Raw genomic sequence first — 14,603 nt, 5'->3', positions numbered from 1 at the left:
CTCTGTGAGCACGCAAAAAATCATTATTTTCCAAGTGGGGCAAGAGGATTTTGGCATCAGTGTAGAACATATTCGTTCGATTGAGAAGGTCCCTTATTTACAAGAAGTATCGAACCTTCCAAAAGAAATAAAAGGACTCATGTCTTTAAGAGGAGAAGTCATTCCTGTCAGTGACACAGGCGTGATGCTTCACGGAAAGCCTCTTGATGTGAACGAACAGTCCAAGGTGTTGCTATTTGAATTAAACGAACAAATGGTAGGCTGTCTTGTCTCAGATGCAAAAGATATTATTGATATCGAGCTAAGTGAGATCAAGCCATTTCATATGAACACAAAAGCCTCTGAATATTTTTTCGGCGTTGTAGAGAGAGAAAACAAGATGATTTTACAAGTGGACCCGAATAAGTTCCTTGGGAAAATTGAGGATCTCGATCAATTGCCAGCGCGGTTAAAAGAAGAATTGGCATAAAGAAAATCCCCTTATCAAATGATAAGGGGGTTATTTTTATTCAGCAGCTGGGCTCGCTTGGTCGTTTGCCTCAGCTTTTGATTTTGATTTTTGGTACATGACATTCAAAATAATCGTTTGGACTGTGAGTAATAATCCACTTGTCATCCAGTATAAAGGAAGGGCAGCGGGTGCATTGATTGAAATAAACAGCATCATGATTGGGAAAATCATACCCATTACTTTTGCTTGCTTTAGCGCAGCCTCTGTCTGGGTGCCTGATTGCTTCGCAAATCTTTGCGTAACATAAAATTGCAAGAAATACATTGCACCTGCGAAGATCGCGACCAATAGATCGGTTTGTCCTAAGTTAAACCATAGGAACGAATGTGTTGCAATCTCAGGTGTAGAGCGGATCGCTGAGTAAAAGCCAAGAACAATTGGAATTTGAATTAGCATAGGCAGACAGCCCATTGCTAGTGGGTTCACATTGTTCTCTTTGTATACTTTCATCATTTCCATTTGTAGTTCTTTTTGTTTTTCAGGTTCTTTCGTTTTCTTCAATTTGCTTTGAATGTCGTCAATTTGAGGTTTTACCAGTGCCATCTTCTCCTGCATCACTCTTTGCTTTTTAAATTGGTTCGCAAAAAGAGGGAAGATCAGCAGACGGACGATCAAAGTCACGAACATAATCGATAAACCATAATCATCATGGAAGAAGTTCGCAAGCCAAATAATCAGCTCCGAAAAAGGCTGGACAAAATAATGATGGAAAAACCCATCAGAGCTCGCATTCGTTTGCCCACTTGCTGCAAAAGCAGGTGAGGCAATCATCATTAAACATAAAGTCGTACAAATCGTTAATAAACGTTTCAATTCGTTTCCTCCTCATTTTTAAAAAAATTAATTAGAGAGAGGAAGCAAATGGTCTTCATCATCGTTTGATGATCGTTTCATTCGAATGACTTTACTAATCCAAGTTGTAATGCGATCATATATGATAAACAGAAAGTCTGTTCGATTCAATAAAGATGCGTCCAACTCTTCCAAACGATGTCCACCGAGGTGTTCGTTCATACGACAGTCTTTTAATAAAAAAGCAATGCCGATGGCCGTCAGCGCTGGAAGAATAATCGTAAAGAATTCAACAAGGAAAAAGACTTCATTGAATGTATCAATAATCATGATTATCACATCCATTTCATTACTCACAGTGTACTATACACATTGTGAAATGTCTAACAGGACCACGTGTTTTCTCAGCTGAGAGTAAATCCTAATTTTTCATAAAATGGTATTTGTCATCCAAACTTCACCATTCCTATTTTATAATGAGGGGGAATAGAAGAAATGGAGGTTTTGAATATGACAAGTATTTACCCGAAGTTTCGAGCAGCTGCGGTACAAGCAGCACCTATCTACTTAAATTTGGAGGCAACGGTTCAGAAATCATGTGAACTGATCGACGAGGCGGCTTCAAATGGTGCAAAACTTGTGGCATTCCCAGAAGCATTTTTACCTGGTTATCCTTGGTTTGCTTTTATTGGTCATCCAGAATATACAAGAAAGTTCTATCACGAATTATATAAAAATGCAGTCGAAATCCCTAGCTTAGCTATCCAAAAAATAAGCGAGGCAGCAAAAAGGAATGAAACGTACGTTTGTATATCATGCAGTGAAAAAGATGGCGGCTCTCTCTATTTAGCTCAACTTTGGTTTAATCCAAAGGGGGATTTAATAGGAAAGCATCGGAAAATGAGAGCTTCTGTAGCAGAAAGACTGATTTGGGGAGATGGAAGTGGCAGCATGATGCCAGTTTTTCAAACTGAAATTGGCAACCTTGGCGGATTGATGTGCTGGGAGCATCAAGTACCACTAGATCTGATGGCGATGAATGCTCAAAATGAACAGGTGCATGTAGCATCTTGGCCTGGTTATTTTGATGATGAAATTTCAAGCAGATATTATGCCATCGCGACACAAACTTTTGTGCTGATGACTTCTTCTATCTATACGGAAGAAATGAAAGAGATGATTTGTTTAACGCAGGAGCAAAGAGATTACTTTGACACATTTAAGAGTGGGCACACGTGTATTTATGGTCCAGATGGAGAGCCGATCAGTGATATGGTTCCAGCTGAAACAGAGGGAATTGCTTACGCAGACATTGATGTGGAAAGAGTCATTGATTACAAGTATTATATTGATCCAGCTGGCCACTACTCCAATCAAAGCTTGAGTATGAATTTTAATCAGCAGCCTACTCCGGTTGTAAAACATTTGAATGACAATAAAAATGAAGTGTTAACATACGAGGCATTACAATATCAAAATGGTATGATTGAAGAAAAAGTGTAATTTGTGAAACCTTCTCTTTTTTAGAGAAGGTTTTTTTGAGGAAAGATGAAATAAATCAATGTATAATTGACCATAAAAGAGATTCATCATGTTTGGTTGATTCGAAACTTTTGATCAACATATAGGGATTGAAGAAAATGGGGTTATGCCAATGTCAAATATTATTTTTCATATAGACATGAATGCGTTTTATGCCAATGTAGAAATGGCGTATGATCCTTCATTGAGAGGGAAACCTTTAGCCATTAGCGGAAATGCGAAAGAGCGTAAAGGGATTGTGGTGACGTGCAGCTACGAGGCAAGAGCGCTAGGTGTAAAGCCTCCGATGCCTTTATGGGAAGCGAAGCGGCTTTGTCCGGGGCTGATTGTCCGTACACCAAATTTTGACCGGTATCGAAGCTCCTCACAAGAGATGTTTACGATACTAAGAGAATACAGCGATTTAGTCGAACCCGTATCTATTGACGAGGGCTATATTGACTTAACGCATACACCTTATGCCGAGCACGCGGTGAAAACGGCTCATGATATTCAAACGAGGCTTGTAGAGGAGCTTATGCTTCCTTCAAGTATTGGCATTGCACCGAATAAGTTTTTAGCGAAAATGGCGTCTAATTGGAAAAAACCAATGGGCATCACCATTTTGCGTAAACGAGATGTCCCCCAAATGCTATGGCCGCTGCCAGCGGGTGACATGCACGGAGTGGGACAAAAAACGGCAGATAAATTGAAAACGATTGGCATTCATACCATTGAAGACTTAGCGAAAGCAAATGAGTATACACTAAAGGAATTACTGGGTATCAATGGACCGAGATTAAAGCAAAAGGCCAATGGTGAACATGACGGCATTGTGGACCCAGAAAGAATATACGAATTTAAATCCGTCGGGAATTCGTCAACCCTCCCTCATGATTCTGACGATCCAGATGAACTTGTCGCGTTAATTGATAAGCTGTCACAATCTGTGAGTGCAAGGTTAAGGAGAAAAGAAGTAATGGCAAATCGGCTCCTTATCATGATTCGGTATGCAAGCTGGAAAAATATTACGCGAAGTTTGACCCTCACGAATCCCACGGATCGGAAGGAAGACTTATTTGAGGCAGCAAGGCAGTTATTCCTTAAACATTGGAATGACCAACCTGTGAGGCTATTAGGTGTGACGGGGACAGACCTTGTAGAACGAAAAGCAGCTGTTAAACAGCTTGATTTATTCTCCTATACAGAAGATGCAAAAGAAGAGCCTCTCCAAACCATTTTAGAAGGACTGAAAGAAAAGTATGGGAAATCACTCGTTCAAAGAGGGATGACCATCAAGGAAAAAGAGAGCAAAACAAGTGGAACAAGTTTTAATAAAGATTTTTTTCAGGACGAAAGAGGAAATGACTAGCCTGAAAACTTGATAAAAGAGGTGATGTTGTGGTAATTTCAAAGGGTACATCATTTCAGCAGTAATCAATATAGTGTGTTAGAAGGGACGTCAGAATTATGTCAAAACAACAAATCGGTGTGGTTGGACTAGCCGTTATGGGGAAAAACCTTGCCCTTAATATTGAAAGCCGCGGGTTCTCCGTGTCCGTTTATAACAGATCTAGCAGCAAAACAGAAGAGTTTCTCGAAGAATCAAAAGGGAAAAACGTTGTAGGCACATACAGCATCGAAGAATTTGTTCAGTCGCTTGAAACACCGCGTAAAATTCTTTTAATGGTAAAAGCTGGTGCAGCAACGGATGCAACCATTCAATCATTACTTCCTCACCTAGAGAAAGGTGACATCTTGATTGATGGCGGAAATACATATTACAAGGATACGCAAAGACGTAATCAAGAGCTTGCGGAAAGTGGTATCCACTTTATTGGTACAGGTGTTTCTGGCGGTGAAGAAGGTGCACTAAAAGGCCCATCAATCATGCCAGGCGGTCAAAAAGAAGCGCATGAGCTAGTGAAACCAATTTTAGAAGCGATTTCTGCGAAGGTAGATGGCGAGCCATGTACAACGTATATCGGCCCAGATGGAGCAGGACATTATGTCAAAATGGTCCACAACGGCATCGAGTACGGAGACATGCAATTGATTTCTGAATCATATTTTATCTTGAAGCATGTGGCTGGATTGTCAGCAGAGGAGCTTCACGAAGTATTCTCAGAATGGAATAAAGGCGAGCTTGACAGTTATTTAATTGAAATTACAGCTGACATTTTCACAAAAGTGGATGAAGAAACAAATCAGCCGCTTGTGGATGTGATCTTAGATAAAGCTGGACAAAAAGGAACTGGAAAATGGACGAGCCAAAGTTCTCTTGATCTAGGTGTTCCGCTTCCAATCATTACTGAATCTGTTTTCGCGCGCTACATTTCAGCAATGAAAGATGAGCGTGTTGAAGCAAGTCAATTAATCGAAGGTCCTAAGCCAGCGCAATCAGCAGAGAATAAACAAGAGCTGATCGAAGCGGTTAGAAAAGCCCTATTCATGAGTAAAATCTGCTCATATGCACAAGGTTTTGCGCAAATGAAAGCAGCATCTGACGAGTATAACTGGGATTTAAAATACGGTGAAATTGCAATGATCTTCCGTGGTGGATGTATCATTCGTGCAGCCTTCTTACAACAAATTAAAGAAGCATATGACCGTAACCCAGAACTAAAAAACTTATTGCTTGATCCTTACTTTAAGGATATTGCTCAAAGCTATCAATCATCTCTTCGTAAAGTCATTTCACTTGCAGTGGAGCAAGGAGTGCCTGTTCCTTCATTCTCAAGTGCACTTGCTTACTTTGATAGCTATCGCACAGCTGTCCTGCCAGCGAACTTAATTCAAGCGCAGCGTGACTATTTCGGTGCACATACGTATGAGCGTACAGATAAAGAAGGCATCTTCCATACAGAATGGATGAAATAAACATAGAACGACTGAAAAACCTTACCCTTTGGTAAGGTTTTTTTGTGTTTGCATCTTTTCGGCTAAAAATGCGAAAAAGAGGGATGCTATGTAAAAAAGAAAAGAAAGTAGGGATCGAAGTGGGCATCTTATATGCACTTCTCCCAGCGATATTTTGGGGAAGTATTGTTCTCATCAGTGTCAAACTTGGCGGGAATGCATACCAGCAAACCCTCGGTATAACGCTTGGCGCATTTATCTTTTCAATTGCAGCCTTCTTTATCAAAATGCCAGAGCTGACACCGTTTATTTTTGCGGTCTCTGTCATTTCAGGCATCTTTTGGAGCATTGGACAAATGAATCAGCTTTCAAGCGTTGCGTTTCTCGGAGTCTCGAAGGCGGTTCCTTTGTCGACGGGCATGCAGCTTGTGAGCACGACTTTATTTGGCGTCATGGTCTTCAAAGAATGGCAAACGATGACGGTCATACTCATTGGTTCTTGTGCCATTTTACTGATTATTGTAGGTGTTGTGCTGACATCGCTTGGTCAAAAAAAGAATGGCGGTGGGAACGATGGAGGCAATTTCAAGAAAGGGATCGTCATTCTGCTTATCTCAACGGTTGGCTACGTTGGGTATGTCGTCATTTTAAGGTGGTTTCATATTGATGGCTGGTCTGCCCTTGTTCCGCAATCAGTCGGCATGCTGCTTTCATCCTTGGCGATTAGTCTCAAGCAGAATCCGTTTAGTAAATATACGTTTAAAAATATCATTGCCGGCCTTGTTTGGTCGACAGGAAATCTCGGACTTCTTTTGGCTATCCCGCTCATTGGTGTCGCGGTCAGTTTTTCGATGTCACAGACAGGGATCGTTATCTCAACATTAGGCGGCATTTATTTATTAAAAGAGAAAGCATCCAGAACAAGCTTTGTCATTGCAGGCTGCTTGATGATCATTGCAGGCGGCGTGCTGCTAGGCTTTACAAAATAGGAGGTTAAACGAATGTATCCAGATTTAGAAGGAAAAACAGTCCTGATCACAGGAGCTGGTACAGGAATAGGTCAAGCGATGGCGCGCCGGTTTGGACAAGAAAAAGCCAATGTGGTGATCAATTATTTCTCAGATCAAGAAAATCCAGATGACACCATTGTGGATATTCAAAAAAATGGCGGACAGGCTGTGAAAATCAAGGGAGATGTCTCGAAGGAAGAAGATGTGCAGGCGATGATTGATAAAGCCGTTGATACATTTGGCAGTCTTGATGTCATGATCAATAACGCAGGTATTGAAAATGAAGTGCCTTCTACCGAAATGACGCTGGATAATTGGAACAAAGTCATGTCGACCAATTTAACAGGTATGTTTCTCGGCTGCCGTGATGCACTGAAGTATATGACAGATCATGGAATAGAAGGATCGATCATCAATATGTCGTCGGTTCACCAGCAAATCCCTTGGCCACATTTCGTGCATTATGCAGCAAGTAAAGGGGGCGCCAAGCTGCTGACAGAAACGCTGGCACTAGAATATGCCCCTAAAAAAATCCGTGTAAACAGTATTGCACCGGGCGCCATCGATACCCCGATCAATGCGGAAAAACTCGATGATCCCGAATTGAAAAAAGGCGTGATTGAACTGATCCCCATTGGTTATATTGGAAAACCTGAAGAGGTGGCAGCGTGTGCTGTGTGGCTGGCGTCAAAAGAGGCAAGCTACGTGACAGGCTTGACGCTCTATGTGGATGGCGGCATGACTAAGTATCCTGGCTTCCAAGCAGGAAAAGGATAAGAAGAAACCAAAAGAGCGTACACACATACGCTCTTTTTTTACATAAAATACAGACAAATGATTCTAAATGTCTAGACATTTAGAAATAAAAATATATAATATTAACTGGAAGCGCTTTTATTACAACAATGGGGTGAGAGAAATGAAACGTATTTTATTAGCATGCAGTTCAGGAATGTCTACAAGTTTACTAGTTACAAAGATGAAGGCTCATGCCGACTCTATCGGGGACGAGGCAGACATTTGGGCAGTTGGGCAAGATCAAGCGAGAAAAGAAATGGCGAATGCGGATGTTGTATTAATTGGACCGCAAATGAGCTTTTTAAAAGGGGATCTTCAAAAAGAAGCAACAAAATACGGGATTGCAGTGGAGGTCATCGATATGCAGGCGTACGGGCTTGCCGATGGACAAAAAGCGTATGAACAAGCCGTTTCATTGATGGAGGAATCGTAAAGAATGGAAAAGAAAACACTCGAAGGGCTCACGGAGGAACAAGTCAGTTTTCAATTGATCTTACACAGCGGAAATGCCCGCAGCAAATTGCTTCAATCTCTTAAACAATTTCGAGAAGGTCAAGAAGATGAGGCATTTCGTCTTATGAAAGAAGCAGAAGAAGATTTACGTCATGCACACGGCATCCATTTTCAACTCGTACAGCAAGAGGCAGGCGGGGAGAAGACGCCTTTCTCCTTATTGCTCATGCACGCAGAAGACCACTTAATGTCGACTATGACGATCAAGGAGCTTGTAGGAGAGCTCCTACCGATTTTCCAATCGCTTAAACAATAAAGGGTGTAAACAAGGGGGGAAACCAATGTTTGATAAAATAAGTGCTATTTTGGTTCCGATTGCTGGGAGACTGAACAACAACCGCTATTTAGGTGTATTACGGGATGCCTTTATGCTTGCGTTCCCGCTTACTATTTTTGGTTCCATTATGGTTGTGCTAATGAATTTGCCATTTTTAGATAAAATCATGAGTCAAACCGCACTGGAAGGCGTCCAGTCTGCACTGAATATCGCGCCAAGTGCGACCATCAGCATTATGAGTGTGTTTGTTGTATTTGGGATTGGCTACTATTTATCGAAAAGCTATGATGTGGAAGCTGTATTTGGCGGCGTGATTGCATTAGCCTCTTTCCTACTTCTGACGCCGTTTTTACTAGAACAAGAAGGTGGTGCATCTATTGCAGGCGTAATTCCAGTCGATCGTTTAGGAGCAAAGGGGATGTTCCTTGGAATGATCACAGGCTTTTTGTCTGCTGAAATTTATCGTTATTTTGTCCAAAAGAAATTTGTCATCAATATGCCGCAAGGAGTTCCGCCAGCTGTTTCAAAGTCTTTTGCTGCACTCATCCCGGCTACTTTGACACTCACAACCTTTTTACTGATCAATATCATCATTACACAAGGCTTTAAAACAAATATGCATGACCTGATTTATCATGCGATTCAGGCACCGCTTGTCGGACTTGGAAGCGGTATCATTCCGACCTTAATCGCTGTTTTCTTTATACAAATTCTTTGGTTCTTTGGGCTTCATGGCCAAATTATTATCAACTCTGTCATGGACCCCATTTGGAATACGTTGTCCATTCAAAACCTAGAGAGCTATACAAAAACTGGTGAGGTTCCGAATATCATCAGCAAGCAGTTTATCGAAATTTATACGGTTGGTATGGGCGGAACCGGTATGACGCTAGCTGTTGTGTTTACGATTTTAATTTTCCTGAAAAGTAAGCAATTAAAACAGGTAGCAAAGCTTGGCTTAGGACCAGGATTATTTAACGTCAATGAACCGATTATTTTCGGCTTACCGATTGTCATGAACCCGCTTATTCTCATTCCATGGATTTTGGCACCAATGGTTATTACATGTATTTCTTATTTTGCGATGGCATCAGGCATTGTACCGCCGCCGACGGGCGTAAATATTCCTTGGACAGTGCCGATCTTTATAAGTGGAATAATGGCAACCAATTCACTAGCGGGCGGTCTGCTTCAGCTGTTTAACCTGATGATCGTGTTTGTTATTTGGTTCCCATTCCTGAAGTTTATTGACCGTATGAATGTGAAAAATGAAAAAATAACCACAACGGAAAAAACAAAGACAACCAACATCAAAGGTGAAGGAGACTCAATACATGTCGATGGAAAATAACAAACAATCATATACATTTCCAGAAGGTTTCTGGTGGGGATCTTCTGCATCTGCTACGCAAACAGAAGGGAGCGTTCCTGGTGATGGAAAAGGACCGAATATTTGGGATCATTGGTTTGAGCAAGAGCCGACTCGCTTTTTTGATGGCGTAGGACCGAACGTGACATCCCAATTTTACAGAAAATATAAAGAGGATATTCGTTTGATGAAAGAAATTGGGCACAATTCATTCCGATTGTCCATTTCATGGTCACGTCTCTTACCTGAAGGGACAGGTGCGGTAAATGAAGAAGCAGTATCTTTTTACAATGATGTGATCAATGAACTGATTGCACATGATATTGAACCGTTTGTGAACCTGTACCATTTCGATATGCCGATGGCGCTACAGGAAAAAGGCGGCTGGGTCAATAGACAGGTAGTAGATGATTATGTGAGCTATGCGGAATTGTGCTTTCAATTATTTGGCGACCGGGTGAAAAAATGGTTTACACATAATGAGCCGATCGTTCCTGTAGAGGGCGGGTATATGTATAGCTTCCATTATCCAAACGAAGTCGATTTCCAAAAGGCTGTGCAGGTCGGTTATCATGAACTTTTATCAAATGCGAAGGCGATAGCGGCTTATAAAAAGCTGAAGCAAGACGGTAAGATTGGCATCATCCTCAATCTTACCCCATCTTATCCGAGAAGCCAGAATCCGCGCGATGTAGAAGCAGCTGAGATGGCGGATGCTTTCTTTAACCGGTCCTTCCTAGATCCTGCGGTGAAGGGACATTTCCCAGAAAAACTAGTAGAGGTCTTAAAGAAGGAAGGCTTTATGCCAAGTATGCAAGAAGGAGATCTTGAGCTCATTCAAGAGAATACCGTCGACCTCCTTGGGATCAACTATTATCAGCCAAGAAGAGTGAAAGCGAAAGAGCATATGCCGCATCCAAATGCACCATTTATGCCAAATCATTATTTTGATGCGTTTGACATGCCGGGAAGAAAAATGAATGTGTATCGTGGCTGGGAAATCTATGAAAAAGGCATTTATGATATATTGAAAAAAGTCCAAACAGACTATGATAATATTGAATGCTTTATTTCTGAAAATGGAATGGGTGTCGAGGGAGAAGAGCGGTTTAAGGATGAAGAAGGAATGATTCATGACGATTACCGTATTGATTTTATTGCTGAGCATCTTAAATGGGTTCATCAAGCGATTCAAGAAGGAAGTAATATAAAAGGTTATCATCTGTGGACGTTTATGGATAACTGGTCATGGTCGAATGCCTATAAGAATCGCTATGGATTTGTCTCAGTTGATCTTCAAGAAGACGGAAAACGTACCATTAAGAAAAGCGGATACTGGTTTCAATCGGTATCACAAAATAACGGTTTTTAATCAAGATACTTGCTCTTTCTTTGAAAAGGGCAAGTATTTTTCTTATGTGATGGTAAGCGGATGAAACAAAAATGGCTCGTACCTTTTAAGCTCACTAGGCTTAGTGTAGAATGAGAGGAAGCTATGAAAAAACAAGTCAGTTGGTGGTGTGAGATGAAAAAGTATGAACTCATTTCAGAAGAAATCAGAAAACGAATAGGAACAGCATATTATCCAGAAGATCAACCCATTCCAGATGAAAACTCGCTTGCCGCTGAATTTCAATGCAGCCGAATGACGATGAAGCGTGCGCTCGATCTTCTCGTAGCAGAAGGGCTTCTCTTTAGAAAAAGAGGTCACGGTACCTTTATTGTGAAGGCAGCGCTCAATCAAGGGGCAATCAATGTGTCAGGACATGAAAATAAAGGGTTCACAAAAGTTATGGCGGATAAAAACGTCACGACTCAAATCATTCACTTTGATGTCCATTTTCCAAGCAAAGAGGTGGCAGCCCACTTATCCATAGACTCTACCACACCCATTTATGACATTATCCGTCTCCGTCTTGTAGACGAGGAGCCATATGTGTTAGAAAAAACGTTTATGCCCGTCAATCTCATTAAGGGGATAGATGAAGAGGTTCTATTGGGATCAATCTATGGTTACATATCAAATGATTTGAATTTAAAAGTGGCAGGAGCGCATAAGAAAATTAGAGCGGCTAAATCGGATGAGCTGGATCAGCAATATTTAGGCTGTGACCCAACGGATCCTGTGCTAGAAGTCGAACAGGTCGCTTATTTAAACACAGGTCGGCCGTTTGAGTACTCCTTTAGCCATCATCGCTATGATAAGTTCGATTTTTCAACGGTCGAAATTACGAAAACAGGACGTTAAAAAAAGAGCAGAACCCCCAAGGGAGACTGCTCTTTTTTATATCATTTTATATATTCCACCAATGATACCCATCTTTTTCTAGAAGCTGATCGGCTTCTTTCGGTCCCATAGAACCAGCAGGATAATTTGGTTTTAATGTTTTGTTTTCTGCCCATTGCTCAGAAATTGGATCTACAAAGTTCCAAGAAAGCGCCACTTCATCCCAGTGCGCAAAGTTCGTAGCATCGCCTAGCAAGCAGTCATGAATCAGCTTTTCATAGGCTTCTGGTGTATTCATGATGTCGTTATAGTTTGTTTGATAGTCGAGCTTAATCGGCTTTGCAAATGTACCGCCATCAAGCTTACGCGCGTTCAGGTGAAGGGTAATGCCTTCATCTGGCTGAATATGAATGACGAGTAAGTTCGGATGCATGGCATTTCCGTTCCCATAGTACAAGTTCATTGGAATGTCTTTAAATTGAACAACGATCTGAGTAGATTTCTTTTCTAAACGTTTTCCAGTACGAATGTAAAATGGCACGCCGGCCCATCTAAAGTTATCAATTAGTAGCTTCCCGGCAACGAATGTTTCCGTATTTGAGTTCGGGTCAACATTTTGCTCTTCAAGATAGGAAGGAACCATACCGCCATCAACCGTACCAGCATCATACTGTCCTCGGACAAAGAATTGATCGACTTCATCTTTTGAGAAAGGACGAAGAGCGCGTAATGCTTTCCGTTTTTCACTGCGGATTTCCTCGGTATTCAGCTTAATTGGCGGCTCCATTGCTAAAAGTGCAACCATTTGAAGCATATGGTTTTGAACCATATCTCTTAGTGCACCTGAACTTTCGTAATAGCGGGCCCGGTCTTCAACCCCTAATGATTCACTAGATGTAATTTGAATGTTTGAGATATATCGGTTTGTCCAAAGTGGTTCAAAGATGGCATTTGCAAAACGGATGACCTCAATGTTTTGCACCATTTGTTTACCAAGGTAGTGGTCAATACGATAAATTTGATCTTCAGAGAATGCATCCCTAATTTCTTCATTTAACTTTTTCGCACTTGGCAAGTTATGGCCAAATGGTTTTTCAATGACAAGTCTTGACCAGCCAGTTGTTTTCGATACGCCTTCACTTTTTAGGAACTTTGCAATCGTTCCGAAGAATTCCGGTGCCATCGCTAAATAGAACATCCGGTTGTTTGGGATACTGTACGTATCTTCAAGGCCTGCTAGAAGTGTGTTAAGCGATTGATAGGAAGCAGGACTTGATACGTCAAAATCGTGATAATAAAAATGTGAACTGAATTCCTCTATTTTCGCTTCTGCATCATCAGAAGAAACAGATTCTTTCACCACAGCTCGTAGGTCCTCATGAGACCACGGACGGCGTCCAACACCGACTACGGCGAATTGATCGCCAAGTTTTCCGCTATGATAAAGTCTATGTATAGAAGGGTAGAGCTTGCGTTTGGCAAGATCTCCTGTTGCGCCAAAAATGACAATGACTGCTTTTGGATTGTTAGTTTCTGTATTCACGAAAAGTACCTCACTTTATTCGTAGCATTGTTGTAAAACCGAGAATGTATGTACATTTTCTTTATTTTAAAGGTTCATTGTTCGTAAAGCAAACATTTGATTCGACTTTTTCTGCTCTCGTTTGACTTTTTTCGAAAATTCCGCTGAATTCACATTTACCTTGTCTTCATGTATTCTATATGAATGAAGATATTGTATACCGGCTTTAGGAGGAAAAGTAATGGAACTGCTCTTTTTAGGAACTGGTGCAGGCATTCCTGCGAAAACTAGAAACGTCACTTGCACTGCGCTAAAGCTTTTAGAAGAAAGAAAGGCAGTGTGGCTTTTTGATTGCGGAGAAGCGACGCAGCATCAAATATTACATACAACGATTAAACCGAGAAAGATTGAGAAAATATTTATCACTCATATGCATGGTGATCATGTATACGGTCTCCCAGGGCTGCTTGGTAGCAGATCCTTTCAAGGCGGAGAGGATGAACTAACGATCTATGGACCTAAGGGCATCAAAGCATTTGTAAACGCAACACTTTCAGCTACACAAACGCATTTGACATATCCGCTGCATATCATAGAGATAGATGAAGGGATCGTATTTGAAGATGATACCTTTCAAGTAGAAGCAAGACGAGTATCTCACGGTATTCCAGCTTACGGCTATCGGGTAGTGGAAAAAGATGTACCAGGTGCATTAAAAGCCGAAGACCTAAAAGAAATCGGTGTAAAACCTGGACCTTTGTATCAGAAGTTGAAAAATGGGGAAACCGTGACGCTCGAAGATGGACGAATCATTGATGGAACCGATTATTTGGAACCCCCTAAAAAAGGGAGAATCGTTGCATTTTCAGGAGATACCCGTTTATGCGAGAATATAACAAGGCTTGCCAAGGATGCGGATGTGTTAGTCCATGAAGCAACATTCGGTAAAGAAGATGCTGATCTAGCCTACAATTATTATCACAGCACGACAGAACAAGCAGCGAAAACAGCGCAGGAAGCAGGCGCAAAAAGATTAATTTTGACCCATATTAGTGCACGTTATCAAGGAGAAGAGGCACTAAACCAATTATTGAAAGAAGCCCGCGATATATTCCCGCTGACAGAAGCTGCGCAGGATTTCTCTACTTTTTCCATTGACCGCACCCTGTAAAAATTGGATGAATCGTCAAAAAAAGTTGTGCGA

15 protein-coding genes are annotated in these 14,603 nt (G+C 41.3%); 12 read left to right on the top strand and 3 right to left on the bottom strand.

The genetic code is table 11. The features are described 5' to 3' along the window. The first annotated feature begins 4 nt into the window (after positions 1–4). Positions 5–469 (top strand): chemotaxis protein CheW, encoded by a 465-nt coding sequence (locus tag MHI35_RS10870; protein ID WP_211064193.1) that lies wholly within the window; start codon positions 5–7, stop codon positions 467–469. A gap of 36 nt (positions 470–505) precedes the next feature. On the opposite strand, the gene MHI35_RS10865 is transcribed toward MHI35_RS10870, so the two are convergent. Both MHI35_RS10865 and MHI35_RS10860 read right to left on the bottom strand, forming a co-directional pair. Next, entirely contained in the window at positions 506–1,324 is an 819-nt protein-coding gene (locus MHI35_RS10865) for a membrane protein insertase YidC (RefSeq protein ID WP_058014732.1), read from the bottom strand. A 27-nt stretch (positions 1,325–1,351) separates the two neighbouring features. Continuing rightward, positions 1,352–1,633 (bottom strand): hypothetical protein, encoded by a 282-nt coding sequence (locus MHI35_RS10860; RefSeq protein WP_012010495.1) that lies wholly within the window; start codon positions 1,631–1,633, stop codon positions 1,352–1,354. A 180-nt stretch (positions 1,634–1,813) separates the two neighbouring features. Between MHI35_RS10860 and MHI35_RS10855 the strand changes: the two genes are divergently transcribed. The 10 genes from MHI35_RS10855 (at position 1,814) to MHI35_RS10810 (ending at position 11,898) form a co-directional block, all read left to right on the top strand. Continuing rightward, entirely contained in the window at positions 1,814–2,806 is a 993-nt protein-coding gene (locus tag MHI35_RS10855) for a carbon-nitrogen hydrolase family protein (protein WP_249407463.1), read from the top strand. A 145-nt stretch (positions 2,807–2,951) separates the two neighbouring features. After that, entirely contained in the window at positions 2,952–4,196 is a 1,245-nt protein-coding gene (locus MHI35_RS10850) for a DNA polymerase IV (protein ID WP_144521089.1), read from the top strand. A 98-nt stretch (positions 4,197–4,294) separates the two neighbouring features. Then, the gene (gndA, locus tag MHI35_RS10845; RefSeq protein ID WP_088000283.1) at positions 4,295–5,704 is read left to right on the top strand and encodes an NADP-dependent phosphogluconate dehydrogenase; all 1,410 of its coding nucleotides are present in this window, start codon (positions 4,295–4,297) and stop codon (positions 5,702–5,704) included. A gap of 119 nt (positions 5,705–5,823) precedes the next feature. Continuing rightward, positions 5,824–6,672, top strand: coding sequence for a GRP family sugar transporter (locus MHI35_RS10840; protein WP_335349522.1), 849 nt, complete (start codon positions 5,824–5,826; stop codon positions 6,670–6,672). A 12-nt stretch (positions 6,673–6,684) separates the two neighbouring features. Beyond that, entirely contained in the window at positions 6,685–7,470 is a 786-nt protein-coding gene (locus MHI35_RS10835; RefSeq protein WP_144521093.1) for an SDR family oxidoreductase, read from the top strand. Positions 7,471–7,612: 142 nt separating this feature from the next. Further along, on the top strand, positions 7,613–7,924 hold the full coding sequence (locus tag MHI35_RS10830; RefSeq protein WP_012010489.1) for a PTS sugar transporter subunit IIB: 312 nt from the start codon (positions 7,613–7,615) through the stop codon (positions 7,922–7,924). 3 nt (positions 7,925–7,927) lie between these two features. After that, positions 7,928–8,260, top strand: coding sequence for a PTS lactose/cellobiose transporter subunit IIA (locus MHI35_RS10825; RefSeq protein WP_144521095.1), 333 nt, complete (start codon positions 7,928–7,930; stop codon positions 8,258–8,260). A 25-nt stretch (positions 8,261–8,285) separates the two neighbouring features. Then, positions 8,286–9,632 (top strand): PTS cellobiose transporter subunit IIC, encoded by a 1,347-nt coding sequence (gene celB / locus MHI35_RS10820; RefSeq protein WP_012010487.1) that lies wholly within the window; start codon positions 8,286–8,288, stop codon positions 9,630–9,632. Beyond that, complete coding sequence (locus MHI35_RS10815; RefSeq protein ID WP_417894685.1) at positions 9,616–11,022, top strand: glycoside hydrolase family 1 protein; 1,407 nt, start codon at positions 9,616–9,618, stop codon at positions 11,020–11,022. Before celB ends, MHI35_RS10815 begins: the two co-directional genes overlap by 17 nt. A 153-nt stretch (positions 11,023–11,175) precedes the next feature. After that, positions 11,176–11,898: a GntR family transcriptional regulator gene (locus MHI35_RS10810; RefSeq protein WP_003215808.1), complete on the top strand. Its 723-nt coding sequence runs from the start codon at positions 11,176–11,178 to the stop codon at positions 11,896–11,898. Positions 11,899–11,944: 46 nt separating this feature from the next. Here MHI35_RS10810 and zwf read toward each other — a convergent pair whose 3' ends face one another. Next, complete coding sequence (zwf, locus tag MHI35_RS10805; protein ID WP_335349516.1) at positions 11,945–13,420, bottom strand: glucose-6-phosphate dehydrogenase; 1,476 nt, start codon at positions 13,418–13,420, stop codon at positions 11,945–11,947. A 220-nt stretch (positions 13,421–13,640) separates the two neighbouring features. Between zwf and rnz the strand changes: the two genes are divergently transcribed. Next, positions 13,641–14,570: a ribonuclease Z gene (gene rnz / locus MHI35_RS10800; RefSeq protein ID WP_144521101.1), complete on the top strand. Its 930-nt coding sequence runs from the start codon at positions 13,641–13,643 to the stop codon at positions 14,568–14,570. The last annotated feature ends 33 nt before the right edge of the window (positions 14,571–14,603 follow it).

Origin of the sequence: Bacillus sp. FSL K6-3459, assembly GCF_038003305.1 — a bacterium.
Taxonomy (GTDB): domain Bacteria; phylum Bacillota; class Bacilli; order Bacillales; family Bacillaceae; genus Bacillus; species Bacillus pumilus_O.
This window is presented reverse-complemented; position numbering and strand designations above follow the sequence as displayed.

Bases quoted from the DNA above. Each gene is read 5' to 3' on its own strand.
- MHI35_RS10860 (WP_012010495.1), bottom strand. From the start codon at position 1,633: ATGATTATTGATACATTCAATGAAGTCTTTTTCCTTGTTGAATTCTTT.
- MHI35_RS10855 (WP_249407463.1), top strand. From the start codon at position 1,814: ATGACAAGTATTTACCCGAAGTTTCGAGCAGCTGCGGTACAAGCAGCA.
- MHI35_RS10850 (WP_144521089.1), top strand. From the start codon at position 2,952: ATGCCAATGTCAAATATTATTTTTCATATAGACATGAATGCGTTTTAT.
- gndA (WP_088000283.1), top strand. From the start codon at position 4,295: ATGTCAAAACAACAAATCGGTGTGGTTGGACTAGCCGTTATGGGGAAA.
- MHI35_RS10835 (WP_144521093.1), top strand. From the start codon at position 6,685: ATGTATCCAGATTTAGAAGGAAAAACAGTCCTGATCACAGGAGCTGGT.
- MHI35_RS10830 (WP_012010489.1), top strand. From the start codon at position 7,613: ATGAAACGTATTTTATTAGCATGCAGTTCAGGAATGTCTACAAGTTTA.
- MHI35_RS10825 (WP_144521095.1), top strand. From the start codon at position 7,928: ATGGAAAAGAAAACACTCGAAGGGCTCACGGAGGAACAAGTCAGTTTT.
- celB (WP_012010487.1), top strand. From the start codon at position 8,286: ATGTTTGATAAAATAAGTGCTATTTTGGTTCCGATTGCTGGGAGACTG.
- MHI35_RS10815 (WP_417894685.1), top strand. From the start codon at position 9,616: ATGTCGATGGAAAATAACAAACAATCATATACATTTCCAGAAGGTTTC.
- MHI35_RS10810 (WP_003215808.1), top strand. From the start codon at position 11,176: ATGAAAAAGTATGAACTCATTTCAGAAGAAATCAGAAAACGAATAGGA.
- rnz (WP_144521101.1), top strand. From the start codon at position 13,641: ATGGAACTGCTCTTTTTAGGAACTGGTGCAGGCATTCCTGCGAAAACT.